This is a genomic window from Nitrospira sp. (genome assembly GCA_029194535.1).
Classification (GTDB): domain Bacteria; phylum Nitrospirota; class Nitrospiria; order Nitrospirales; family Nitrospiraceae; genus Nitrospira_C.
In genome coordinates this window covers 1,508,365-1,532,828 of sequence record JARFXR010000001.1, presented here as the reverse complement: position 1 = coordinate 1,532,828, position 24,464 = coordinate 1,508,365, and the positions used below count along the sequence as shown (strand labels likewise).

Sequence of the window (24,464 nt, the reverse complement as noted above, 5' to 3'; positions counted from 1 at the left end):
CGATCGACGCCAACACGCCGATCACGAGGTTTTCTGTCGCCACGTCCTTCATGAGCCGGGCATTATAGCACCGGGGCTACATCCGTCTCATGGTGAACCAAAACGTCGCCGCGGCGGCGAGTTGCAGGCCTGCGATGACGGCAAAGGCGCCGGCATAGCTCATCGCGGCGATCAGGATGCCGGCCAGGAGCGGCCCGCTCGCGTGTCCGATGTCCATGATCGTGCCCTGCATGCCCATGCCCGTTCCCAGCGTCTTGAACTCCGAACTGTCCGCCACGAGCGCCGAGGACGACGACGAGACGACCGCCTCCCCGAACCCGAACCCGGCGGACAGCACCAGCAGCAGCAAAAACATGGACACGTGCGGGATGCAGATGAATGTGCCGGCGCAGATCATCAATCCCAATATGATGAGCGGCTGCCGTCCGGCACGGTCGGATACCCGCCCCATGATCGGCTTGGAAAAGAATGACGTGAAGGCCTGAACACTGAAAAGGAGTCCGACGTCTCCGGCATTCAGTCCCACCGACAGGCCGTACAACGGCAAAAAGGCCATCAAGGCGCCGTTGGCGATCATCTTGGCCGCGTCCGTGGAACTCGTGATCAGAACCTTCTTGTTCTTCGCGACCACCGTAAAACCCTTCCATATTTCCGCTGTGATCGCCGAAAACCCCTTCCCCTGCATGCGCGGCGGCGCCACGTTCAGCCGCAGGCTGTAGAAGAGCACGATCGCGGCGCATCCGAACAGGCCGGCGGTCACGAACGAGGCGGAAAATCCGGCCGCGTACACGAGATAGCCTCCGATGAAGGGGCCCAGCAAGGCGCCGGACTGCGTGCAGGCCGTATAGGTGCCGAGTGCGGCCCCGCGGCGTTCCCGGTAGAGTTCGGCGACGGTCGCCAAGGCGCTCGGCGCAAAGATCGCCGTTGCGAGGCCGTGCACGAACCGCAAGGCCGTCAAGGCATTCAGATCCGTGATGAACGGGTACAGGAACGGAGGCAGGCCGAACGCCACGACGCCGATCCGCAGCAGCATCGTTCGTCCGTACATGTCGGACAGCGCGCCCGACGGCAGCTTCAACAGCACGCCCGTCAAGGTCGATACCGACACGATCAATCCGATCCGCTCTGGGCCGGCGCCGAGCGATTCGGCGAACAGCGCCAGGACCGGCATGCGCACCATGTTGTAGCTGATGAAACAGAGCACGCCGACCGTGCAGATCAGGAGGAAGCTGCGCGCGGAGGTCATGGAATCATCCGATCACGCCCGCCGCGCGAAGCCGCCGGCAGCTGTTCCAGATCGGCCAAGGCCTGCCGCAAGAAAGCGATATCGGCGGCGTCCAAGGCCGGGGGATCCATGGCTTCGAACAAGACTCGATCCGGATGCCGGCGCATTTCCAGCCCGAGGCGATTGACGGTCTGCAGCCCCTTCACCAACTTCCGCTCCACCGTGCCGCCGATGAGCGGCCGCAAGAGTGACAGGAGTCCCGCCACGAAACGATTGTCGACTCTCGTGTAGGAGACCAGCGTCGTGTCCATCGACTGGGTTCCCTCCGGCTCCCGCACGGCGTTCATTCTGAGCAGCACGACGGCCTTACCGGTCAGGCTTGGCAAGAGCCGGCTGTGGTGGGTTCCTTCGAGAAAATAAATCCGCGACGTGCGGTCATGATAGATGAGGTGGACGAGGCCTTCGGTCCCCTCCCCGTCATTGCCCCAGTACAAGCCGGGCCCTCGAGTGTCCGCCTTGTAGAGCCCTAGATCCAGACGATTGATCAGCGCCGCCGCCGTCGGCGGGCGATCGAGCAGATAGGTGTAGAGCGCTTCCGTCAGCGCCGTCCGCACGGGACCGATCTTGTTGGCCGTCGTATAGTCGCCGACGACCGGTTGCAACCGGCAGATCCAAGCGGCATCGACCTTGTCGACGGGAAACGTCAGCCCGGCATGTTCGGCCGGTACAGCACAGGCCTCCGACCGGGCAGGCCCGGCCGGCCAGCACGCCACCGTGCCGATCACGACCGCGGCGAGGAGCGGAGCCGCGCCGGGCGGTGCGGACCTCATGGCGCCTGCGCCGAGATCGTGAGGTGGACGGAGAAGAGCTGCCGTGGGTCGTCGCGCAGCCGCATTTGCCGCAGCACGTGCTCCACCGAGGGAGTCACGAGTCCCTCGAACGACACCGTGCCGTTGGTCAAGACCGTCAGCGGCTTCGAGACATCGATCATGCTTCCGTTGAGAAACAGGCTGTAGCGCCGCACCCGCTCCGTCGTCACCTCGATACGATCCGGCGCGACGATGGTCGCGTCGAGCTTGGCGTACTCTCGCCGACGGATCGCCTCGTCACGTTTACTGACCAGATCGTCGGCGAAGGCCGCGATGGGATCGGTCGCGTCGACCCGCACCCAATCGAACGGCTGAAAGTGGCTGGCCTCGCGCACGACCGTCAGTCTCGCGGGCAGCGGATCACGGCGCTGGCGATTGAGCCAGGCCGACAGTTCAGGGAGTTCCTCGCGCGGAAAGTAGTGGCCGCCGGCCACCGGATGCTCGCCCTGATGTTCCCGATACACGTGCGGATAACCCAGCGCCGTCAGCTCACGCGAGATGGACCGGCTCAGCTCCACCGGCATGACCTGATCCTTTTCGCCGTGGATCATATACACGGGGGTGTTGCGGAGATTCGCCAGAAACGGCATCAGGACCTGATCCAGTCCACTCGCCATCGGAGCGATGCCGGCGAAGAGCGGCGCATGATGCATCCCGATCAGCCAGGTGCCGATACCGCCGTTCGACATGCCGGTGAGGAAAATCCGATCCGGATCGACGTGGTAGCGACGCCGCACCTGCTTGATGGAGGCCAGAACGAGCGTCTCGGCGCGTTTGGTGAACCAAGCGCCACCCGGATACGTCGGACAGGCCAAGAGATATTCATCCTCCAAACGGGCCCGCCATCGCTCAAGATAGGCCTCGCCCGTGAACCCCGCGCCGTGTAGACACACCACCAACGCGTAACCCTTGGACGGTTGATAGGTGAGCGGGATGGACAGCGCGAGCTGGTAGGATCGGTCGTCGACGACGACCTGCTCATCCGGCAGGGTGCCGATCGGCTGTGATGAGTACGGGTATTCCGTTTGGATGATCTGCATGACGGTCTCAATCGAGGCCTCCGGGTTGGCCACGATCGTCGGCAGCAGTCGCTCCGCTTCATCGGTGTCCTGGGAGTCCAGATATCGGAAGATCAGCGGGGCGAGCGCGTCGGCATCCGCGACACGGGACGCCGGCTCACTCCGCAGGCCGGGGGCGGTGAGGAAGCTGAACGCGGTGAGAACGATCAGCGCGAGCATCCACCGGATCACAACTCTCCTTCGACCAGAAAATCATTGCCCAGAGATCGAACCTTCATGTCGCGCAATCCCGTCGCCGAGACGAGCCGTGCCGGTCCTTGACCTCCGATGAGCCCTTTGGCGTCGGCGCCGCCCAGCAACAACGGCGCGACATACAAGCATACATGATCGATGAGCTTCCCGCGAAGCAGCGACGCATTGATCTCGCCGCCGCCTTCGACGAGCACCGACGTGATACCGCGATGACCCAGAGTCCTCAGCAATGAAGGAAGCGACACCCGTTTGCCGGCTGCGGGCAGGGTGAGGGTCTCGATTCCGAGCTGCTCGAGCGCGCGGCGGCGGGACGCCGACGCGGCCCCTGTCGTCGCCACAAGGGTCTTGGCGGTTTCCTGCTCCATCAGCACGTGCGCGCCCGGCGGCACCCGGAGGATACTGTCGACGACGATGCGCAGCGGCTGCCTGTCGGCAGGCCTCGCCAGGCGTGCGCCGGTCCTGGCGATCAACGACGGATCGTCCTTCAGCACCGTGCCCACTCCCACCAGTACGGCATCGACCTGCGCGCGCAGCCGGTGCGCGTCTCTGCGAGACGGCAGGCCGGTGATCCATCGGGACCGGCCCGCCGCCGTCGCAATCTGTCCGTCCAAGGTCATCCCCGCCTTCAAAATCACATAAGGCCGCTTCGACGTGACCCAGTGGCTGTAGGTTCGGTTCAGCGCTTGGGCCTCGCGCTCCTTCACGCCAACCGTGACCGGAAGACCGGCCCGCCGGAGCGCGGCGACGCCTTTGCCGTCGACCAAGGGATTCGGATCGGTCATCGCGACGACCACGCGCCGCAGGTGTGAGTCGAGCACTGCCGGTACGCAGGGCGGCGTACGTTTCTTGGTATGACAGCAGGGTTCCAGGGTGATGTAGAGGTCGGCCCCTTCGGATAAGGGTCCCGCCTCGAGGAGAGCCAGAATTTCCGCGTGGGGCAAGCCGGGACGGAGATGGAATCCGCGGCCCACGATGCGGCCCTGCCTGACGACCACCGCCCCGGCCATGGGGTTGGGGCTGGTTGTTCCCCGACCCTTCTCCGCCAGGCGAAGCGCATGGGACATGTACCGGTCGTCGTCTTTGGGATCAACTCGCATGGTTCACGAAGATGCGCAGGTGAATCGGGCGGTCCCTCCGCTTAACCATGCAACCGATCAGCGCTTCTTCTTGCGAGCCGCAGGCGAACGGCGCGCGGATCGCGCGGCTGGCTTTGGTTTCGGGCTCGAGGAAGCCGATGATCTGGCGGCCTTCTTCGCATCGGCCTCGGCCAACGCGGCGTGCGCCGCGGCGAGCCGGGCGATCGGCACCCGATAGGGCGAGCAACTGACATAATCCAGGCCCAGCTCATGGCAGAACTCGACGGAGCTCGGATCGCCTCCGTGTTCTCCGCAGATACCCAACTTGATCGCGGGACGGGTCTTCCTGCCGGCAGCAATCGCCTGCTTCATCAGCGAGCCGACGCCCTCCCGATCGAGAACGGCGAAGGGATCCGCGTCCATGATGTTGACGGTCTTATAGTGGTCGATGAATTTTGCCGCATCGTCGCGCGAGAATCCGAACGTGGTCTGCGTCAAATCATTCGTCCCGAAGGAAAAGAATTCCGCCTCTTCGGCGATGCGGTCGGCCGTCACCGCGGCGCGAGGCAACTCGATCATGGTGCCGACGAAATAGGAGAGCTTCACGTTGTACCGCTTCATGGTCTCCTGCGCGACTTCGCGGACCAGATCCTTTTGAGACTTCATTTCCGAGACCATGCCGACGAGCGGAATCATGATCTCTGGAACAATCTTCTTGCCCTCCTTCGCCAGCTCGCAGGCGGCTTCCATGATGGCTCTGGCCTGCATCCGCGTGATCTCAGGCATCGTGATGCCCAACCGGCAACCGCGGAGCCCGAGCATGGGATTGAATTCGTGCAGCTCTTCGACGCGGGCGAGCAGCCGGCGCTTTTCCCCGAGCGTAGCGGCATCGCCTCCGGTCAATTCCAGTTGCGCGATCTCGACCATCAGCTCTTCCCGCTTCGGCAGAAACTCATGCAGCGGAGGATCGAGCAGCCGGATGGTCACCGGAAATCCCTGCATCTCCCGATACAGCCCGATGAAGTCCTGTTTCTGCAGCGGCAGGAGCTGATCGAGAAACTTTTCCCGCTCTTCCTTCGTTCGGGCCAGGATCATCTTCTGCATGATGGAGATGCGGTCTTCCGCGAAAAACATGTGCTCCGTGCGGCACAAGCCGATGCCCTCGGCGCCGAATCCCCGCGCGATATTGGCCTGCTCCGGCACATCGGCATTGGCACGCACGCGCAGCGTCCGGAAGCTGTCGGCCCAGGAGAGGATCGTGGCGAATCGCTGGAACTTGTCCGACTTTCTGGGATCGAGCTTGCCTTGAATGACTTGGATGATTTCGGATTCGACGACCGGAATATCGCCTTCATAGACGTTGCCGGTGGATCCGTTGATCGACAAATAATCCCCTTCGCGAAACGTCTTGGCACCGATCTTCACCGTTTGTGCGTCCAGGACTTCCACCGATTCGCACCCGGCCACGCAGACCTTGCCCATCTGTCGCGCGACGACGGCCGCATGGGAGGTCATCCCGCCGCGGGCGGTCAGAAACCCCGCCGCGGCATTCATCCCGTGGATATCGTCGGGGCTCGTCTCCTGCCGGACCAGCACGACGCGGTTACCAGCCGCTTTCATGTCCACGGCCCGATCCGGCGTCAATGCAATCTTGCCGGCTGCGGCGCCGGGTCCGGCCGGCAATCCCTTGCCGAGCGGATTGGCCTTGGATTCCTCTTTGGTATCGAAAATCGGATAGAGATATTGTGCGAGCTGGTCCGGCCCGATCCGCTGAACCGCTTCCTGCCTGGTGATGGCCCCTTCCTTGACCATATCGACGGCGATCTTGACGGCCGCGATTCCGGTGCGTTTCCCGACGCGGGTCTGCAGCATGTAGAGCTTGCCTTCCTGGATCGTGAACTCCAGGTCCAGCATGTCGCGGTAATGCTTTTCGAGTTTCTTGTAGGTGTGCTCGAGATCCTTATAGGCATCGGGCACGTTCTTCGCGAGCGCATTCACGGGCAGCGGCGTGCGGATTCCCGCCACGACATCTTCGCCCTGCGCGTTCATCAGACACTCGCCGAAGAACGTCTTCTCGCCGGAACTCGGGCTGCGGGTGAACGCGACGCCGGTGCCGCTCGTTTCGCCCATGTTGCCGAATACCATCGCCACGACGTTCACGGCGGTCCCCCATGAATCGGGGATGCTGTAGAGCCGGCGATAGGTGATGGCCCGCGCGCCGAACCAGGAGGAGAAGACGGCGCTGATGGCCATGCGCAATTGATCGAGCGGCTCGTCCGGAAAATCCTTCTTGGTTTCCTCCTTGACCAGCGCCTTGAAGCTCGCGACCAGTTCTCGGAGATGCCTGGCGTCCAGATGCGTCTCGTGCGCGACCCCCACTTCGGCCTTCTTATGCTTGAGAATCGCTTCGAAGTGTTCGCGCGGCACCCCCATCACGATGCTGCCGAACATCGAGACGAACCGGCGGTAACTGTCCTGGGCGAATCGGTCGTTGCGGGTCTTGGCCGCCAACCCTTCGACGGTCTTGGTGGTCAATCCGACGTTCAGGACCGTATCCATCATCCCGGGCATGGACGCGCGCGCGCCGGACCGCACCGACACGAGCAACGGTCGCTCGGGATTGCCGAATCCCATACCCATGGACCGCTCGACGCGCTTCAGGGACTGCAAGGCGGCGTCCCACATGCCGGGCGGATATTTCTTCCCCAGCTTGTAATACTCGACGCAGGCGTCGGTCGAAATCGTAAAACCGGGCGGGACGGAGATGCCGAGATTGGTCATCTCCGCCAATCCGGCGCCCTTTCCGCCGAGCAGCTCTTTCATGTTCGAGGTGCCCTCGGCTTTGCCGTCCCCGAAGTAATACACGTATTTCTTTGCCACGGGTGCCCTCTCCTTCCGCTCCACGACCAGTGGAGAATTCATGAACTGCGCGGGGCGGCAATCTCCAGTTGAAGCCGATAGCGGCTCACAAGATAGCGCCTCACCCACAGGCCGAACAAGAGTACGGCCCCGACGAACAGCGCGAGAGCCAACAGCCGAAAATCAGGTCGGATGCCTTGATCGAAGTAGTACCGCCCGTCCGGCCCTTGCCGCACTTTGATGTCGCTCGCCAAACGGTGCGGTGCCCCTGACGGATCGGCCAGATTGATCCATTCGGAGCACAGCCGGACCGGTTCCGGCGCGCCGGCTACCCGCTCCCACGTCAACCGCAGACAGACATCCTTGGCCGCGTTGAAGAGATCCGGAGTCTTCACCAACTCGTCGAGATTCACGCCGCTGACCCAGACCCCGAACAGCAGAATGCCGTTGCACAGCACGATCATGCCGAGCGTGACGAGCATTGCATAGCGCCGCACCTTCGCCACGCGCGAATCCCGAGGCGCAGGCTCAGCTGTGGGGTACGGTCGTTCCATCCCCCTCCCTCAGGACCACAGGCGCGACTACCCACTTTGTACCATAATACGCGAAAAGTCTGCGAACGACTTGAAAAAGTCATCGACGGTCTTCAGCAGCGACAGACGATTACCGCGGATGGCGGGATCTTCGGCGTTGACCATGACCCCCGCGAAAAACGCGTCGATGACCGGCTTCAGCCGCACGAGATGACCCAGCGCCCGGTCGTATCGTCCCTGCTCCATTTCGGCTTCGAATTCCTTTCGGCACGCGTCCGCCTGGCGGTGCAGCTCCGTTTCAGCCGGATGGTTGAACAGCGCCGGATTGACCGGCTCCCTGCTCCACCGTTCTTTCTCGACGATCCGGGACGCGCGCTTGAAGCCGACGATGAGCGGGTCGAACTCCGGTTCGAGCGTGACGGCTTGAAGCGCCTGCATCCGCTGGAGAATATCCGGCAAGTCGAGCACGGTCCCCGGTACCGCCCGCAGCACCGCGTCCATGACATCGTCGCGCAAGCGATGTACGGTGCGGCCGTAGTGGCGCACCCGCTCGAACAGAAAGTCGGTGATCCGGCGCAGGCCCTGCTGATCGGATTCCGCCGCGCCTTTGAAGCCTTCCGCGACGACGAGGGCTCTGGCCTGCTCGATGGAACGATGCACATCAAGCCGGAGGCCGCCCTCCAGGACGATGCGCACGACCGCCGTCGCGTGCCGGCGAAGCGCAAAGGGGTCTTCCGAGCCGGTCGGCACGAGACCCACATGAAAAAACGCGGCGATCGAATCGAGCCGGTCGGCCATCGACAGCAGCCGGCCTGGCAGCGAGCCTGGCAGTTCCCCTTCGAGCGCCTTGGGCAAGTATTGTTCACGAACCGCCTGCGCCACCGCGGCCGGCTCCCCGTCGTGACGGGCATATTCTCCGCCCATGATCCCCTGCAGCTCGGGAAACTCGCCGACGATGCCCGTCAGGAGATCGGCCTTGCACAAGGCGCCGGCCCGACCGCAGATCCGCGCCAACTCGGCGTCGCCGGGGGCGGTTTGCCCGGCGAGAATTTCCGCCAGTTTTCTGACCCGCTCCTGCTTCTGTCCCATCGTTCCCAGTTTTTGATGGAACGTCACGCCTCCCAGCTTCGCCACGCGCGCCTCGAGCGTCGTCTTTCGGTCTTCATCGAAAAAGAACTTTGCGTCGGCCAGCCGGGCGGCCAGGACGCGCTCGTTACCGGCTCGGATCAACGACAAGTCTTTGAGCTGGGTGTTGGCCACGGCGATGAAATGCGGAGCCAGAGCGCCAGTTTCCTTATTCCTGACCGAAAAAAACCCCTGGTGTTCTTTCATTGAGGTCATGAGAATGTCGGACGGCACGGCGAGATAATCCGGTTTGAAACCGCCGATTAAGGCCTGCGGCCATTCGGTGGTGAACACCGCTTGGTCGAGCAGCGACTCATCGGCCTGCATCGCGAAGTGGGCGGTCGCGCAGAGCCGATCCAGTTGCGACTGAATCAGGGCTCTTCTCCGTTCGGGATCAACCAGCACTCCGCCCCGCTCCAGCGCCGTTTCATACGACCTGGCGTCGCGCACCGTGATGGGGCGATTGCCCGCCTTCACCCGATGGCCATAGGTCCGGTTCCCGGCCGTGAGACCTGCGATCTGAATCGGCACGACGGCGCCCGCGAAGAGCGCCAAGAGCCAGCGCACCGGTCGCGCAAACCGAACGCCGCTGTCGTTCCATTTCATGGCCTTCGGAAACGTCAGGCTGTCGACCAGTTGCGGCAGCAGCTCCTGCAAGACCGCCTTGGCGGCGCTTCCGGCATCCTGCTTGATCGCAAACACATATTCGCCTTTGGGTGTGGAACGGACCTGGAGCGATTCGACCGCTACGCCTTGGCCGGCCGCGAAGCCCACGGCCGCTTTGGTCGGTTGCCCGCCGGCGTCGAAGGCCACCGTCTTCGACGGCCCCATGGTCTCCTTGACCACCGAGGCCTGCCGGAGCGCCAACGCATCGACGATGAGCACCAGCCGTCGCGGCGTCCCGTAGCTGCGGAGGGCGCCATAGGACAAGCGGGCCTCCGTCAGGGCCAGCGCCGCCCGTTCTTTGAGCGACGCGAGGGCCGGGACGATGAATTGATAGGGCAGCTCTTCCGTGCCGATTTCCAGAAGCAGTTCACCGCCGTCACGGCGAGCAGGCGCTTTGGAAGCTGGAGTGCGTGTCGCGTGTTTTTTCATCAGCCGTGACCTACTTGCGGCCACGAGAGCCGGCCGTGTTCGCCTGGCGTTCGATGAGCGGATGGCCCATAGCGGCCCGCTCCTCTATATACCGCTCGGCGCACTGCCTGGCCAACGCGCGCACCCGCCCGATGTAGCCCGTCCGTTCCGCCACGCTGATCGCCCCGCGCGCGTCGAGCAAGTTGAACACATGGGAGGACTTGATGCAGAAATCGTAGGCCGGAAGCGCGAGCCGCCGGTCCGAGCGACCGAGCAACCGCTTGCACTCCGCTTCGTACGCGCGGAACGAGTCCGTCAACATCGTCACATCGCCTTCTTCGAAGTTATAGCGCGAGAACTGCACCTCGGATTCATGATGAATGTCGCCGTATCGAATATGATCGGTCCACGCGAGATCGTAGACATTGTTCACTTGCTGCAAATACATGGCGATGCGTTCGGTGCCGTACGTGATCTCACCCGTGATCGGACTGAGTTCGATGCCGCCGATTTCCTGAAAGTAGGTGAACTGCGTGATCTCCATGCCGTCCAGCCGGACTTCCCAGCCGAGCCCCCAGGCTCCCAGCGTCGGCGATTCCCAGTCGTCCTGGATGAAGCGGATGTCGTGCTGTTTCGGATTGATCCCGAGGCGAGCCAGACTCTCCAGATAGAGGTCCTGGATATTGTCCGGCGACGGCTTGAGCACCACTTGATACTGGTAGTAATGCTGGAGGCGATTGGGATTCTCTCCGTATCGGCCGTCGGTGGGTCGCCGGCATGGCTGCGCGTAGGCCGCCTGCCAGGGTTCCGGCCCGAGGGCACGCAGACACGTGGCCGGATGGAATGTTCCGGCGCCCATCTCCAGATCATACGGCTGATGAATCACGCAGCCTTGATCGGCCCAAAACCGGTGTAATGTGAGGATGAGGTCCTGGAAGGTCACGAAGAGTCACGCCCCGATGCGGATAACGGATTTTCTCGACGCCGCGTGTGTGGAAGCTATCAAGAATCGAGCGGTTCTGTCAATAAACCTCCTCTATCATCAATGAGTTGCGCGATTCCTCCAGTGTGCGCTGTCCTCAGGGAATTCTGCGAAGCATACCGCAGCCAGACGATCTGAGGAAGCCTGTCTCCGTCTTGACTCGATCGAAGGCCTGGGCCTATTCTGCCATTCTTGATTAACTCACTTTCTTTCTAGCGACGATGAAATTGTCCAAGAAAAGCGAGTACGGTCTACGCGCCCTCCTCGAATTGACGTTGGCGAACGGAAGCAAACCATTGCAGCGCCACGAAATCGCCGATCGCCAAGGTATTCCCGTGGAATTCCTCGAACAGATTTTGCTGGCGCTGAAGCGCGCGGGCCTGCTGTCCAGCCGTCGCGGGATCCGCGGCGGCTACGCGCTGATCAAGCCGCCGAGCCAAATCACGCTGGGGCAGGTCATTCGAATTCTCGATGGTCCGCTGGCTCCCATCGGCTGCGTCAGCAAGACCGCCTACCAGAAGTGCTCCGAATGTCCCTACGCCGAAAAAGCGCAATGCCCGGTTCAGCATGTGATGGGCACGGTGCGCGACGCGATCGCCGACATCCTGGACAACTACACGCTCGAGGACTTCTCGTCCGGACAACGCAACGGATGACCATAGGGCTTTTGACGGAGTGGCGGTGGGATTCGGCTTGTCGCGGGTGCTCAGGGAGTTGGATCCGGCTTCCTCCCTGACCACCTACGGCATTCTGACGATCGTAATCCTGATCAACGACTATCTGTTGTTCCGGTTCTTCCGGGACCGGGAGCCTCCCTCCCTTGCTACTTCACCTCGATCGTGACGACGGATTCGGCCGCCAGCATCTTATGGTCGTCCGTCGCGGCCACAACCTTGATCTCGTGCTTGCCGGGCGGAAGATTGGTGAAGGTCCCCTTGAATCCCTTCTGATACTGCCCATCGAGGTAGACATGGGCATGATGAGCCTTCACACCTTTCGCCAACTCGTACTTGAGATCGAGGGAGGCTCCGTCGACAGTCGCGCCGTCCGCAGGCGCCGTGATCGTCACTTTCGATCCGTCCTCATCGCCCGCGAACACCGCCGACGCAACGCCGCTCACGGCCAACACCCCTCCCAACACGATCGCACACATCGTCCCTCGCATCATCATCTTACCTCCCGTTGATGTGGTTGATGGAATCGCGACGGTCGTCCGAAAAGAGGACGACGCCATTAAATGTTCTATACCGGAGCATCGTTCGGCGAGTCAAACCGCAAGGCCCAGTCCACGGTGGTCGCCCCGCCGGCCGCCGGCGACACGCTGTGTTCGGTAGCGGGTCTGGTTGCCGTCGAACGCACTGATGTTTGTCATTCCCGCGGAAGCGGGAATCCAGTGAAGGCCTTCTTCTCAGCGTTCAGTCGTGAACGAGGAGTGGATGCCCGCTGGAACCTGCCCTCGACACCGATCGGGGGCGGGCATGACGCAAACGGAAACTGACCCGCTTCCATGCCTTCCGATTCATTGACTCGCTCCGGATCCTTTGCTAGCCTACCCTTTCCCGAACGAGCGATTCGTCTCGCTCAAACGGGCGCTTCATCCCCGCCTCGACGAGAGGTTGCGATGACCATGCTCCTCCCGACATCCGGATTCTCCGTTCGCCCCGTTCATGCCCTGCTGCTGTCGCTGATGTCCTTTGCGCTGAGCGCCTGCGGGCAAGGCAACGGAAATACGGCTGCCGGCCCGGACACAGTGGAACCTGTCTCTCCATTGAGCGTCACCCTGGCCTGGGATCCGGTCCCGGATCCCAGCGTCACTGGATACGTCATTCACTATGGACGCTCGTCCTCGAATCAGCGCGGGTCTTGTGGGTATGAAACGTCGCTCTTCGTGTCGCAGCCACAAGGAACCGTGGGCAATCTGCATCCCGAGACACGGTATTATTTTTCCGTCAGCTCGTACAACGGAATTGAAGGGTCCTGCTCCGAGGAAGTGTCGACCGTGACTCCCGCGTTACCGGCATGATCATCGAGAGCAGTAGACACTCGGCCTCGGCTTCATTGACTCGTCCGCCTCCGGTTTGCTAGCCTGAGATTTCTCTTCTTGCCGCCGCGCGCGAGCGAATGGACACGAGACGCGTCCGGCGGAATTCCGAACGGATTTCCCGAAAGGAGATGCAATGGCCAGCCTGAGCCTCACGCCCGACCTCCTCACCACGCTCCATAACAAAGCCACGAAGCTCCGGATCGACAGCGTTCGGGCGACCAGCGAGGCCGGCAGCGGACATCCGTCGAGTTGCTGTTCCGCCGCGGACATCGTGTCGGCCCTGTTTTTTCACGTCATGCGCTATGATCCGAAGAACCCCAAAGCTTCCAACAGCGACCGATTCGTCCTGTCCAAGGGACACGCCGCTCCGCTGCTGTACGCCGCCTGGGCCGAAGCGGGTCTGTTTCCCGCCGCTGAATTGCTCAAACTGAGAACCCTGACGTCCGATCTCGAAGGCCATCCGACTCCACGGCTGCCGTTCGTGGACATGGCGACCGGCTCGCTGGGTCAAGGGCTTCCCGTGGGCGTGGGTATCGCGCTCGATGCGAAGTTCGTCGACAAACTGACCCGCCGCACATACGTGTTGATGGGGGACGGAGAATCCGTCGAAGGCTCCGTCTGGGAAGCCGCGGAAATCGCGCGCCAGTACGGCTTGGACAACCTCTGTGCCGTCGTGGACGTGAACCGTCTCGGGCAGAGCGATCCGACGATGCTGCAGCACGACATGGACGCCTACCGCGCGCGTTGGTCCGGTTTCGGCTGGCATGCGGTGGTGATCGACGGGCATGACCTCAAGGCCATCGTGGAGGCCTTCTCGAAAGCAGCCGAGACGAAAGGAAGGCCCACGGTGATTCTGGCCAAGACCTTCAAGGGCCGGGGCATCTCCTTCATCGAGGACCACGCCAACTGGCACGGCAAGCCCATCCCGAAGGGCCAGGACATGCAGAAGGCGATCGAGGAATTGACGAAGCAACTCAAGCCCAACGGCGCCGAGATCGCCATCACCAAGCCGATCCCCGCTTCGGCCGCCCCTGCAGTCGCGGGAACCGTGCCGGCTCCTCCGTATAAGATCGGTGATTCGGCGGCGACACGGGAAGCCTTCGGCGTCGCGCTCGAGGCGATCGGTGCCGCCAACCAACAGGTCGTGGCGTTGGACGCGGACGTCAAGAATTCGACCTATACGGAAAAATTCGGCAAGAAATTTCCCGACCGGTTTTTCGAGAGTTTTATCGCGGAGCAGAACATGCTCGGCGCTGCGGCGGGACTTGCCGCCTGCGGAAAGATTCCCTTCGTCGCCACCTTCGCCGCCTTTTTCACCAGGGCCTATGACTTCATCCGCATGGCGGCCATCAGCGGCTCGAACATCAAACTCGTCGGCACGCATGTGGGAGTCAGCATCGGCGAAGACGGACCTTCGCAGATGGGGCTGGAGGACATCGCCATGTTGGCCGCGCAGCCCGGTGTCACCGTCCTCTATCCGTCGGACGCCACCAGTACCTATCGGTTGGTGGAGGCGGCGGCCGCCCACAAAGGCATGGTCTATCTCAGAGCGGGCCGGCCGAAATCGCCCGTGCTCTACGGTCCGGACGAGCGCTTTCCCATCGGTGGATCCAAAGTCCTGCGTCACAGTCAAGCTGACGCGCTGACCATCGTGGCGGCGGGTGTCACGCTGTTCGAAGCGCTCAAAGCCTACGATCAATTGAAAGCGGCGGGCGTCTCTGTCCGCGTGGTGGATCTGTACAGCATCGTTCCCATCGACCGCACCACGCTGTTGGACTGCGCCCGCTCCGCGCAGGGACGCATCCTGACCGTCGAAGACCATTACGCGCACGGAGGACTCGGCGACGCGGTGCTCGACGCCGTCGGCTCCGAAGGGATCCGGGTGCACAAGCTCGCGGTTCGGGCCATCCCCCATAGCGGAAAACCCGAAGAGCTGATCGACCACTTTGGCATAGGAGCGCGCTCTATTGTCGAAGCGGCAAAACAAATCATCAAGTAGCGGAGAGGGTTCTGCGCTCTCGCCGGGGCTCGCACGCATCCCCCTGCTCAATATCCTGTCCGACACCGACCGCCTGCGCATGCTCGGCGAACTGTCCGAAGCCCGCTACGGCAGGGACGAATACATCTTCCGCGAAGGCGATCCGACCGAATATTTCCACATCGTCAAGGAAGGCGTCGTCAAGTGCGTCAAGTCGTCGCCCGGCGGCAAGGACTGCACGTTGAAAATGCTGATGCCCGGAGACCTGTTCTGCTGCGACGCCGCCGCCTTTGACGGAGCGTGCCATCCCGGCACCGCACGACCGATGGGCAACGTGAGCGTCCTCCGCATGAGGAAGAGCGCGTATTTCGATCTGCTCCGGCGCAGTCCGGCCGCCGCGCTCGAAGTCATCAAGTATCTGGGGGCGCGGCTCAACGAGGCGCAGGAGAAAGCCAAGCTGCTCGCATTGGATCGGACCGATCAACGCCTGGCGGCCCTGCTGCTCGACCTGGCCGAACGCAGCGGCGTCCGGGACCCGCAGGGCATCAGACTCGCCGTGCGGCTTACCCGCCAGGACATGGCTGATATGATCGGTACCACGACCGAGACGGCCATCCGCATCATGAGCCGCTTCAAGAAAGCCCGCCTGGTGACCGGCACCGCCAACCGGCTGGTCATCCGCGATCCGGCCCGCCTCAAAGCGTTTGCATCGGCCTGATTTCCACGCATCGGACGGGTTTTTTCCTAAAACATGACGCATGTCATGTTTTTATTCCGCTCTCCTTCGGTATCCTAGCCGCACATTTCGACTCATCACCCCACACTGGATGTCATTTCTAAGAAGGAGGCAGTACAGATGAAGATCCGTCGTTCCCGCTCGTTTCTGACCCTTGTCGGGTTGGGAACCTGTTTTCTGATTTCTCTATCGTTCGATGCAACCCAGGCCCGCGCGAAAACACACGAGGTGGCCATGACGGCGGTCGAAACCGATGTCGTCATCGAGGGCAGCGGCGAGAAGTACGCCGCCTGGACGTTCAACGGAACGATGCCGGGGCCGGTCGTCCGTGTGACCGAGGGCGATACGATCAAGTTCACCCTGACCAACCCCGCCGAGAACAAGAACCCGCACGCGATGGATTTTCACGCAGCCGAGATCGACTTTCTGAAGAACTATCGAGCCGTCAATGCCGGCGAAACCATCAGCTTTACCTTCGTCGCCAAAAAGCCCGGCGTGTTCTTCTATCACTGCGGCGCCCCGCCGATGATCCAGCACATCGCCCGCGGCATGTTCGGCGCGATCATCGTGGACCCTCAAAATGCCAAAGCCTGGCCCAAGGCCGATCGCGAATATGTGTTGATGCAATCGGAGCATTTTAAGAACCCCGGTGACGTGCAGGCGATGTTCGACCGGAAATACGACGGGTTGATGTTCAACGGGGGCATCTTCAAGTACCATCCCTTCGTCACGGGCGGAGGAAAACTGGAGGCGAAGCCCGGCGAGCGAGTACGCGTCTACTTCGTCAATGCGGGACCGAACGAGTTTTCCTCGTTCCACCCGATCGGCGAGATCTGGGACAATGTCTATGAGAGCGGCAACCCGGCCAACAAGCTCACCGGCGTTCAAACTTATGTGGTGGGACCGGGTAGCGCTGCGACCTTCGATGTGGTCGTTGAATCTGAAGGCGCGTACCCATTGGTCACCCATTCCCTGACCGGCGCGCTTCGCGGGGCCATTGCGGTGTTGGTAGCATCCCCCGATGCCAAACCGCAGCCGCTTATGCCGATGGTGCCGTGGAAGATCACGACACCTCAAACCGAAATTACCCCTGTTCCCGTGCAATAGCAGGGCGACCGGGCCGGCCGGCTCCTTCTGAGCCGGTCGGCCCTTGTATCGGGCATGGTATCGGGCATGGCTCTCCGGCCGTAAACTCTCATGCGTCTCAGGTCTGCACTCATCATCGTTCTCCTCATTGGCATCGGCGGAACTACGAGCTATCCGTCTCATCCCGCTTTTGCGCACTCATCGTTGGAACGCATCGCCCTCCTACTCGACGGTCCCGCGTGTCAGGGGCAACGGGCGAGCATCCATTCCGCTCTGTCGGCCGTGCCGGGAGTCCGGAGCGTCGATCTCTCATCGGTTCCCGATCACGCATTGGTCGATATCGACACGGGCGCGCTCAGCGCTCACGATTTGTCCACACTTGTCACCCGGACCATAGGATCATCGGCCTGCCGTGTGGAGCCGATGCAATCATGCATTTCGGCGGCGAGCCAGGCGGAAACCACCAGGCTCCACGTGACCACCGACAGGCTGGACCGTTCACCGTGACAGAACTGCCCTGCCGAGACTCGGACTGCAGTCCGGGTTACGCGGCATCATCCATCCGGCATTGGTTCTTCTTGCGCTTTCCCTCCTGCCTGCTTTCTTTCAACATTCGGTGTGCCGCCTCTGGCTCGTGAGCTGCTTCCGGCCTTGATTGAAGCCAGCAAGGAAGTCGTCCGCGATGCGTAGGTTGTGATCAATCAGCGCGGCGTCGGCTATAAGAATTTCATTCCCGCGACCTACCGACAGTCAGGCGGCGGCTCGCTGTTCGAAACGGTCTCATGTGCAGCTCAAGCAAACAGCCAGTCAACCGCGCAATCCGAAAAATGAAGCGGATGAGTACGAATCGTCGGTGTTGCGCTGGTTATCCGGCAGACCGAACGGCGAGGCCTACGTCAGCGAATTGACCGAGTCGGGCAAAACCTTCCATGTCATGATACCGATTTACTATCAACGAGAATGCCTGGCATGCCATGGCGAACCGAAAGGAGAATGGAACATTTCCAGCTATCCAAGGGAGGGTGCTCGAGAAGGAGAGTTGGCAGGCGCCATCAGCGTAACTATCCCGCTTGACCCGAAATTGCTCTGAAGATACAAACGATGTTTCGTCACCCATGAGCGAATACGCACGGGTCGGCGGCCCATTCTGCAACGTGCGGCCGATGGCATCCTGCACCAGCTTCCCGGCCGCAGGCTCGACAGTCACGACGCCATCCGCGTCCTGGTGAGCCGGATCACTTCAATAGACTACCGGAGGACGGTTTCCCTTCACCAGCAACAGTAGCCGCTCGAGTCGTAATGGCTGATCCGGATCCCGGGTGTAGTGCGAAGGGTCCGCCCCCACTTCCACCTTGCTGAGCGGAATCGACAACTGCTGTCGCATGTGCGGGACGTCGGTGTCCAACGCCAGGACCACCAGCTGATCGGTGCAATCCGTCACCTCGGCATTGAGATCCCGTGCGTCATCGAATTGCACGGTGATCCGTTCCTCCGGGTTGACCCACCGGCGGATCACCTCGGCTTTTTCCAGATTGCTCATCATCTATCCTTCGCTCCTTTCCCTCGTGGTCTCCTCAGGCCGCTCGCCCCGCTTCCATCATCTTCGCGCCGAGGGTTCGCTCTCTCCCTAGGGTTTTGGAGAGGGTCGGCATCTGCATCGACCGATACGGTACCTTCAACGGAGACGCACGGTCCATACCACCAACGAGGCATCACGACACTTTACAGCGATCGAACGTCTCAACCTCCGGATGTCACGAAATTCTTTCGTCGCGGCCAACCTGGCCTCTGGTCGAGCCTAACTGATGGTCTCAGTATTCCGCACAGTGTCGCGCGAGCTGGAGATCGACTCGAGCGATTATCTTGAGCGATATCGCACGGACCGCACGCATCGACTCCACTCATGCTTCATGCTCTCATACGCCCCACTCCCTCATTCAGCTCGTATTTCAGAGAAAACCAGAGATCGCCCGCCGAGATGCGCAGCAACCGCCTTGGCCTCAAAGTTGCTCTGCTCGTGCTCGACATCCGCGCAACTCACCTTCCTATCTTGAACGGAGCAGGATGATGGATTATGTGAAGCCCCACGACGTCGTCAAAGAGATGGTTAACACGGGCGCGCTGAAGCTGGATGTGCCGGCTTCGCATCTCCTCATCCGCGGCGCCCTGGCCGGCGCCTACCTGGGGATCGCCACCAGCATGGCCGTTACGGCGGCGGTCGAAACCGGCAGTTGGCTCGTGGGATCGCTGTTGTTCCCGATCGGCCTGTGCATCGCGATTCTGCTGCGGACCGAGATCATTACCGGCAGCTTTGCCCTGCTGCCCTGCGCGACGGCGGCCGGGAAGGCGAATGCCTGCGTCAGCCGGGTGCTCATCAACTGGGCTTGGGTCTTTCTCGGCAATCTGCTCGGCAGCCTTCTCTATGCCGCCATGTTGGCGATTGTGCTGACGACTGCGGGGGACGCCGGGCTCTCAGCGACCGGCACCAAGCTGATCGCCATCGCCGAGGCCAAGACCAACTACTATGCCTCTCACGGCTCGGCAGGCATGTTGACCGTGTTCACAAAGGCCGTGCTGTGCAATTGGATGGTGAGCCTTGCCGTCATCTTCGCGTTTGCAACGACTTCGTTGTCAGGAAAGATCCTGGCCATCTGGGGACCCACCCTGCTCTTCTTCTCACAAGGCTTTGAACATGCCGTCGTCAACATGTTCATCGTTCCGGTCGGCATGTTGTTGGGCGCGCAGGTCACGATGGCGGACTGGTGGATCTGGAACCAAGTGCCTGTCACCCTCGGCAACCTGGTCGGCGGGATGGTGTTCACCGGCTTGGCCATCTATTTCACACACCGACCCCCGGTTGCGGTCACGGCCGCGCCGGTGACGACGGGAGCCGCGGCCGCTTCCGATCATACGCGCGGATATTCTCCGTCATACTGATGAGACAGGACACGCCCTCATGAACCGCCCGCCGCTCTCCGCCGAATCTCGCGTCACGCGACTGCAGGGATGGCCGTTCGTACTGTTCAACGTCGTCTCCGGCCTCGCGCATATGGTCGTGCTGTTCAATGCGGGCTCCTACGTAGCGCTCCTTCCTCACGCGGCGGGAGACCTTGGAGGTGTGCTTCCTAGCTTCGGCACCTGGGCCCAGACGGATTTCATGATCGCCCTGGCGCTGGCGTTTCCGATCGCCCGATGGCTCGCGTCTCGCTTCGGCGAGGTGCGGGTCTTCGTCTGGGCCTTCGTGGCTTATGCCGCCGCATCCGGGCTGTGCGCCATCGATGCCACCATCCCCACGTTCGTGGCGGCCCGAATCCTCCTAGGACTGGCCGGCGGGCTCACCATTCCATTGGGTCAATCGCTGCTGCTCCAGGAATATCCGGACCGGCTTAAATCGATGGGCCTGGCGATTTGGGGTCTGTTCACCTTGATGCCCTTCACCATGGGACTCGCGACCGGCGGATGGATCGCGGACGAGTGGGGATGGCGAAGTCTGTTCTATCTCAACATCCCGCTCGCCCTTGCCGTCGCTGGGTTCACGGCGGCCCTGCTGCATCAGAGACCGTTCGAGACACGTTCGGAGCCGTTCGACCTCGTGGGATTTCTCCTGTTGGCCGTGATCTTGGGAGGCCTCCAGACCATCCTGAACGAGGGGAACGACTTCGACTGGTTCGACGATCCGCTCTTGCGGATCGTGCTGGTCGTCGTCCTGGCCGCGATTCCGATCTGGATCGTCTGGGAACTCGGCGAACGACGTCCGGCCGTCGATCTGCGACTGTTCACACATCGGAATTTCGCCGTCGGGGTCCTGTGCCTGGCGCTGGGATTTCTGTCCATTCAGGGACTCTTGGCATTGTTCGTCGTCCAGTTACAAGTGCTCATGGGATATTCGTCGACCCTCGCCGGCATGGTGTTCGTGCCCATGATTCTCCTGGGCATTCCGATGATCGCCGTCGTGCATGAAATCGCTAAGCACGTGGACGCCCGGCTGCTGGCCAGCCTCAACGCCCTCGGATTCGCAGCCACCTATTATTGGATCGGTCTGTTCGACGATCCCCACTCCTTCGACCAGATCTTTTGGCCCATGATGTTGGAAGGCATCTTTCTCGGCTCCTTCTTTACGCCCTTGACGGTGCTGACGCTGCAGGGCCTGTCCGGCGAGCAGATGCTGCGGGCCGCCGAAGCCGCGAACATCTTCCGGGTCGCGGCCGGCGCGCTCGGCATCACATGGCAGGGTGTCGTCCTCTTCCGGCGCTCCCCCTTTCATCAGTTGCGGCTGAGCGACCACTTCGGCGGCCGAGCCTCGGCCAGTTACGACGTGCTGCGCCCGGTCATGGACAAACTGGAGCAGGTCGGCCTCGCTCCAGGCATGGTCGAGCGAAAACTCCAACTCATCATGAAGCAGGGGGCCGGGATTCTGGCTCTGAACGACGCGTTTCTTCTCTCGAGTTACCTGTCCCTCGGACTCGCCCTCGTCGTGTGGTTCGCCCGCTCCACCCAGGAGCCTGCCCTGAGCAGGGCCGAGACGGTCAGAGCCCTACAGTCCGAAGAGCTCATGGAGCAACCGTGACGCAAGCCCGTCGCGCAGCCATTCGATCGCTTCTTTCGGTCGTCGCCGCCGGCGCCTTCCTGATCACCGCCGGCTGTGCGTGGATTCCCAAGGGCGAGGTTCCGTCCGCCTATCTCGACACGCCCGAACTCAAGGAAACGATCGAGGAGGTGTCGAGTCGGTTGCAGAAGTGGCCGGACGACCGCTGGTGGACACAGTTCGACAACGCCGAACTGAACGGGCTGATGGAGCACGCTCTGAAAGACAATCCCGGTCTGAAGGCCGCCTCCGCCCGGCTGCGCGAGGCGCAGGCGGTGGTCCGCGTCGAGGGCGCCAGACTGCTGCCGTTTCTGGAAGCCGACGCCTCACTGACCTACGAACGCATTTCCCAGCATGGCGTCTTCGCAGCCTTGAACCCCGAGGTCGCCGGCGCGCAGATTCTACTGGGCGTCATCAACCCGCTGAGCCTTCGGTACGAATTCGACTTCTGGGGCAAGAACCGCGCGACCATCGAAGCGGCGCTGGGACAAGCGGCCGCCGAAGAGGCCGAGAGGGCCGAGATCCGCCTCCGGCTGACGACCGGAATCGCCCGTGCCTATTTTCGCGGCCAGGCCCTTCACCGACAGCTCGAATTGGTCCGTGCGATCGTGGACCTTCGCCGGGGGCTTCGCCGGCTCGCCGAAACCCGCTACCAGCTCGGCCTGGACACCGATCTGGCGGTCAAGCAGAGCGTCGCGGAGTATGAGGCTGCGATCAAACGTCTGGCGGGGGTACGGGATCAGCTCGACGTCCAGCGTCACCTGCTCGCCCGCCTCATGGGGAAGGGACCGGATGAGGCGCTTCGCCTGTTCGGCAAATCCGGCGTCGCCATTCCCGAACAGATTCCCGTACCGGAGCATCTGTCGATGGGGTTGTTGGTGCATCGGCCTGATCTGGCGGCTGCCCTGTATCGCGCCGATTCGGCGGCCAGAATGGTGAAGGTGGCCAAAACCCAGTTCTACCCGACGATCGACCTGACCGCCTTCGTCGGCTTCAATGCGTTGACCCTCACCAAGGGGGCCGACAAGCTCGCCAACTTCTTGTTCAGCGGGCAGAGTTTTTCCTACGGCATCGCGCCGGGCCTGCGCCTGCCGATCTTCGAAGGGGGCCGGCTGCGCGGCGAACTCGCCGCGCACCGGGCGGAGTACGACGCGGCGGTGGAATTGTACAACGACACGCTCCTCGGCGCGTTGCGCGAGGTGGCGGACAGCCTCAGCGCCTGGCAGGCCACCCGCGAGATGCTCGAGTCGCACCACCGGCTCGTCGCAGCGTTGCGCGAGGATTGGCGGCTGGCGAAGGTGCGGCTGATCTCCGGACTGGACGACGATCGGGAGGTCTTGCGCCACCGCTACCCGGTGCTCGAGCAGGAATATGCCCTGCGGGCGCTCGAAAGCGACCAGCTGGTCGCCGCCGTGGACCTGATCGAAGCGCTCGGCGGCGGCTATCGCAACGACGACGTGAGCAAGCGGCCGGTGCAACAGGCCGGCTGAGCGTTGAGCATGGAACGACGAAGATGATCCAAGATTCAGGAATGGACGACGCGGCACTTCGACGACAGCGCAACCGGCGCCTGCTGGCCGTCACGGCCGCGCTGATCCTGGCCGGTGCGGCCTACGGCGCCTACTGGTGGACCGTCTCGCGCCACTGGGTCGAAACGGACAACGCCTACGTGACGGGCAATCTCGTGCCGGTCGCCGCGCAGGCGACGGGCATCATCACGCAGGTCCTCTTCGAGGAAACCCAATTCGTGAATCGAGGCGACGTACTGATCCGCTTGGACGAACACGAGGCCTACGCGACCTTGGGACGCGCGCGGGGACGCCTCGGCGAAACTGTCCGCCGGATCAACGCCTTGTTCCTCACGCAGCGGCAGGTGGGAGAAAAACTGGCCGCCCGCCACGCCAGGCTCGACGTGATTCGCCACGATGCGGAGCGCTACCGCCTGGCCTCCCCGACCGGAGCCGTCTCCAAGCAGACGCTGCAAAACGCCATCGACCAGCTCCAGGCGCTCGAAGCCGATGTCAGGGAAACGGAGGCGGAATACGAAGCCCTGGACGCCCAGATCGGCGGCACGACGGTCATGGAACATCCGGCGGTTGAATTGGCCAAGCACGAATTCATCGAGGCTCATCTGGAATATGCCCGCCAGCGGATTCTCGCCCCGGTATCCGGCTACGTCGCCAAGCGCAAGGCTCAGGTGGGCGACCGGGTGAAGCCCGGCGCGAATCTCATGACGATCGTGCCGCTCGATCACCTGTGGGTGGAAGCCAACTTGCGCGAAACTGAATTGGGCGAGATCCGCCCCGGCCAGCCGGCCGAGATCCGCGTCGACCTGTACGGTGACAAACATACCTTCCACGGAACGGTCGAAGGCCTGGTGCCCGGCACCGGAAGCCCGTTCGCCTTGTTGCCTCCCGACAATTCCACCGGCAACTTCATCCATATCATCGAGCGCGTGCCGGTCCGCATCGCGCTGGCGGCCGACGAGATCCGCGAACATCCCGTGAGGCCGGGACTCTCGACCGTCACCAAGATTCGTGTCGGCGAACCGGGCCGGTCCGTCTGGTCTTCGTTGGCCAAAGCCGATACCGACGAATACCGGACCGACGTCTACGGCACTGAATTGACGAACGCCGAATCCGTGGCCCAGGAGGTGATCGCCGGTAACGTGAGGGGCAGCGGCATCCCGATCGTCGGACTGCCTTCGGCGATCGTCCGAGCAATCGAGGATGGGACCTCAGCTCCGCGGGCGCCCACCACGCAGTCGGACCTCGGTATGCGGGACCGGTCCGGCGAGCGTCCCCTCGGCCGGAGCCTCGAACCGGACTCGGGATCCCACGTTCCGCCGAAAAGCCCGGACCTCGGCGAGGCTCATCTCCCGCTCGCTCCGGCCATCGGCCCCGGCGCGGACCGGCTCGGTCAGCAGGCCAGTCCTCCGGCCTTCACACGCCCCGCCATTCCGGAGCGAGGCAGAGGCGTCATGAGATCGACCGAACCGTGACGGGCCAAGGAGGCCCGCAT

Annotated in this window: 21 protein-coding genes; 11 read left to right on the top strand and 10 right to left on the bottom strand. The window is 62.5% G+C overall.

Annotated features, from left to right (window positions below; genetic code table 11):
* Positions 1-76: 76 nt before the first annotated feature.
* Genes P0111_06925 through P0111_06890 form a run of 8 tightly spaced genes read right to left on the bottom strand, consistent with a single transcriptional unit; the run spans position 77 to position 10,975 of the window.
* Positions 77-1,246: an MFS transporter gene (locus P0111_06925; protein ID MDF0643748.1), complete on the bottom strand. Its 1,170-nt coding sequence runs from the start codon at positions 1,244-1,246 to the stop codon at positions 77-79.
* On the bottom strand, positions 1,243-2,055 hold the full coding sequence (locus P0111_06920) for a hypothetical protein (protein ID MDF0643747.1): 813 nt from the start codon (positions 2,053-2,055) through the stop codon (positions 1,243-1,245). The genes P0111_06925 and P0111_06920 overlap by 4 nt, the downstream gene beginning before the upstream one ends.
* On the bottom strand, positions 2,052-3,344 hold the full coding sequence (locus P0111_06915; GenBank protein ID MDF0643746.1) for a hypothetical protein: 1,293 nt from the start codon (positions 3,342-3,344) through the stop codon (positions 2,052-2,054). The genes P0111_06920 and P0111_06915 overlap by 4 nt, the downstream gene beginning before the upstream one ends.
* Positions 3,341-4,462, bottom strand: a complete 1,122-nt coding sequence (gene ribD, locus P0111_06910) for a bifunctional diaminohydroxyphosphoribosylaminopyrimidine deaminase/5-amino-6-(5-phosphoribosylamino)uracil reductase RibD (GenBank protein ID MDF0643745.1) — start codon at positions 4,460-4,462, stop codon at positions 3,341-3,343. Before ribD ends, P0111_06915 begins: the two co-directional genes overlap by 4 nt.
* Before the next feature lie 57 nt (positions 4,463-4,519).
* On the bottom strand, positions 4,520-7,321 hold the full coding sequence (gene ppdK, locus P0111_06905) for a pyruvate, phosphate dikinase (protein MDF0643744.1): 2,802 nt from the start codon (positions 7,319-7,321) through the stop codon (positions 4,520-4,522).
* Between the two features lie 38 nt (positions 7,322-7,359).
* Entirely contained in the window at positions 7,360-7,854 is a 495-nt protein-coding gene (locus P0111_06900; protein MDF0643743.1) for a hypothetical protein, read from the bottom strand.
* Positions 7,855-7,881: 27 nt separating this feature from the next.
* Positions 7,882-10,053 (bottom strand): glycine--tRNA ligase subunit beta, encoded by a 2,172-nt coding sequence (glyS, locus tag P0111_06895; protein MDF0643742.1) that lies wholly within the window; start codon positions 10,051-10,053, stop codon positions 7,882-7,884.
* Positions 10,054-10,063: 10 nt separating this feature from the next.
* Complete coding sequence (locus P0111_06890; GenBank protein MDF0643741.1) at positions 10,064-10,975, bottom strand: glycine--tRNA ligase subunit alpha; 912 nt, start codon at positions 10,973-10,975, stop codon at positions 10,064-10,066.
* Positions 10,976-11,235: 260 nt separating this feature from the next.
* On the opposite strand from P0111_06890, the gene P0111_06885 reads away from it, so the two are divergent.
* Positions 11,236-11,670 (top strand): Rrf2 family transcriptional regulator, encoded by a 435-nt coding sequence (locus P0111_06885; GenBank protein ID MDF0643740.1) that lies wholly within the window; start codon positions 11,236-11,238, stop codon positions 11,668-11,670.
* 25 nt (positions 11,671-11,695) lie between these two features.
* Positions 11,696-11,857: a hypothetical protein gene (locus tag P0111_06880; protein MDF0643739.1), complete on the top strand. Its 162-nt coding sequence runs from the start codon at positions 11,696-11,698 to the stop codon at positions 11,855-11,857.
* On the opposite strand, the gene P0111_06875 is transcribed toward P0111_06880, so the two are convergent.
* On the bottom strand, positions 11,838-12,185 hold the full coding sequence (locus tag P0111_06875; protein MDF0643738.1) for a hypothetical protein: 348 nt from the start codon (positions 12,183-12,185) through the stop codon (positions 11,838-11,840). The two genes, P0111_06880 and P0111_06875, sit on opposite strands and share 20 nt — an antisense overlap.
* A gap of 450 nt (positions 12,186-12,635) precedes the next feature.
* Here P0111_06875 and P0111_06870 point away from each other — a divergent pair, with 450 nt between their 5' ends.
* From P0111_06870 to P0111_06850, 5 genes are all read left to right on the top strand, one after another.
* Entirely contained in the window at positions 12,636-13,037 is a 402-nt protein-coding gene (locus tag P0111_06870; protein ID MDF0643737.1) for a fibronectin type III domain-containing protein, read from the top strand.
* A gap of 154 nt (positions 13,038-13,191) precedes the next feature.
* A complete protein-coding gene (locus P0111_06865) occupies positions 13,192-15,057 on the top strand; it encodes a transketolase (protein MDF0643736.1) in 1,866 nt (621 codons plus the stop codon).
* Positions 15,026-15,754 (top strand): Crp/Fnr family transcriptional regulator, encoded by a 729-nt coding sequence (locus tag P0111_06860; GenBank protein ID MDF0643735.1) that lies wholly within the window; start codon positions 15,026-15,028, stop codon positions 15,752-15,754. Before P0111_06865 ends, P0111_06860 begins: the two co-directional genes overlap by 32 nt.
* 138 nt (positions 15,755-15,892) lie before the next feature.
* Positions 15,893-16,879, top strand: coding sequence for a multicopper oxidase domain-containing protein (locus P0111_06855; protein MDF0643734.1), 987 nt, complete (start codon positions 15,893-15,895; stop codon positions 16,877-16,879).
* A 703-nt stretch (positions 16,880-17,582) separates the two neighbouring features.
* Positions 17,583-17,948: a DUF3365 domain-containing protein gene (locus P0111_06850; protein MDF0643733.1), complete on the top strand. Its 366-nt coding sequence runs from the start codon at positions 17,583-17,585 to the stop codon at positions 17,946-17,948.
* A 150-nt stretch (positions 17,949-18,098) separates the two neighbouring features.
* Here P0111_06850 and P0111_06845 read toward each other — a convergent pair whose 3' ends face one another.
* A complete protein-coding gene (locus P0111_06845) occupies positions 18,099-18,401 on the bottom strand; it encodes a hypothetical protein (GenBank protein MDF0643732.1) in 303 nt (100 codons plus the stop codon).
* A gap of 521 nt (positions 18,402-18,922) precedes the next feature.
* Here P0111_06845 and P0111_06840 point away from each other — a divergent pair.
* Genes P0111_06840 through P0111_06825 form a run of 4 tightly spaced genes read left to right on the top strand, consistent with a single transcriptional unit; the run spans position 18,923 to position 24,444 of the window.
* Entirely contained in the window at positions 18,923-19,795 is an 873-nt protein-coding gene (locus tag P0111_06840) for a formate/nitrite transporter family protein (GenBank protein MDF0643731.1), read from the top strand.
* A gap of 19 nt (positions 19,796-19,814) precedes the next feature.
* Positions 19,815-21,425, top strand: coding sequence for a DHA2 family efflux MFS transporter permease subunit (locus P0111_06835; protein MDF0643730.1), 1,611 nt, complete (start codon positions 19,815-19,817; stop codon positions 21,423-21,425).
* Positions 21,422-22,933 (top strand): efflux transporter outer membrane subunit, encoded by a 1,512-nt coding sequence (locus P0111_06830; GenBank protein MDF0643729.1) that lies wholly within the window; start codon positions 21,422-21,424, stop codon positions 22,931-22,933. The genes P0111_06835 and P0111_06830 overlap by 4 nt, the downstream gene beginning before the upstream one ends.
* A 23-nt stretch (positions 22,934-22,956) precedes the next feature.
* Entirely contained in the window at positions 22,957-24,444 is a 1,488-nt protein-coding gene (locus tag P0111_06825) for an efflux RND transporter periplasmic adaptor subunit (protein MDF0643728.1), read from the top strand.
* Positions 24,445-24,464 lie beyond the last annotated feature (20 nt).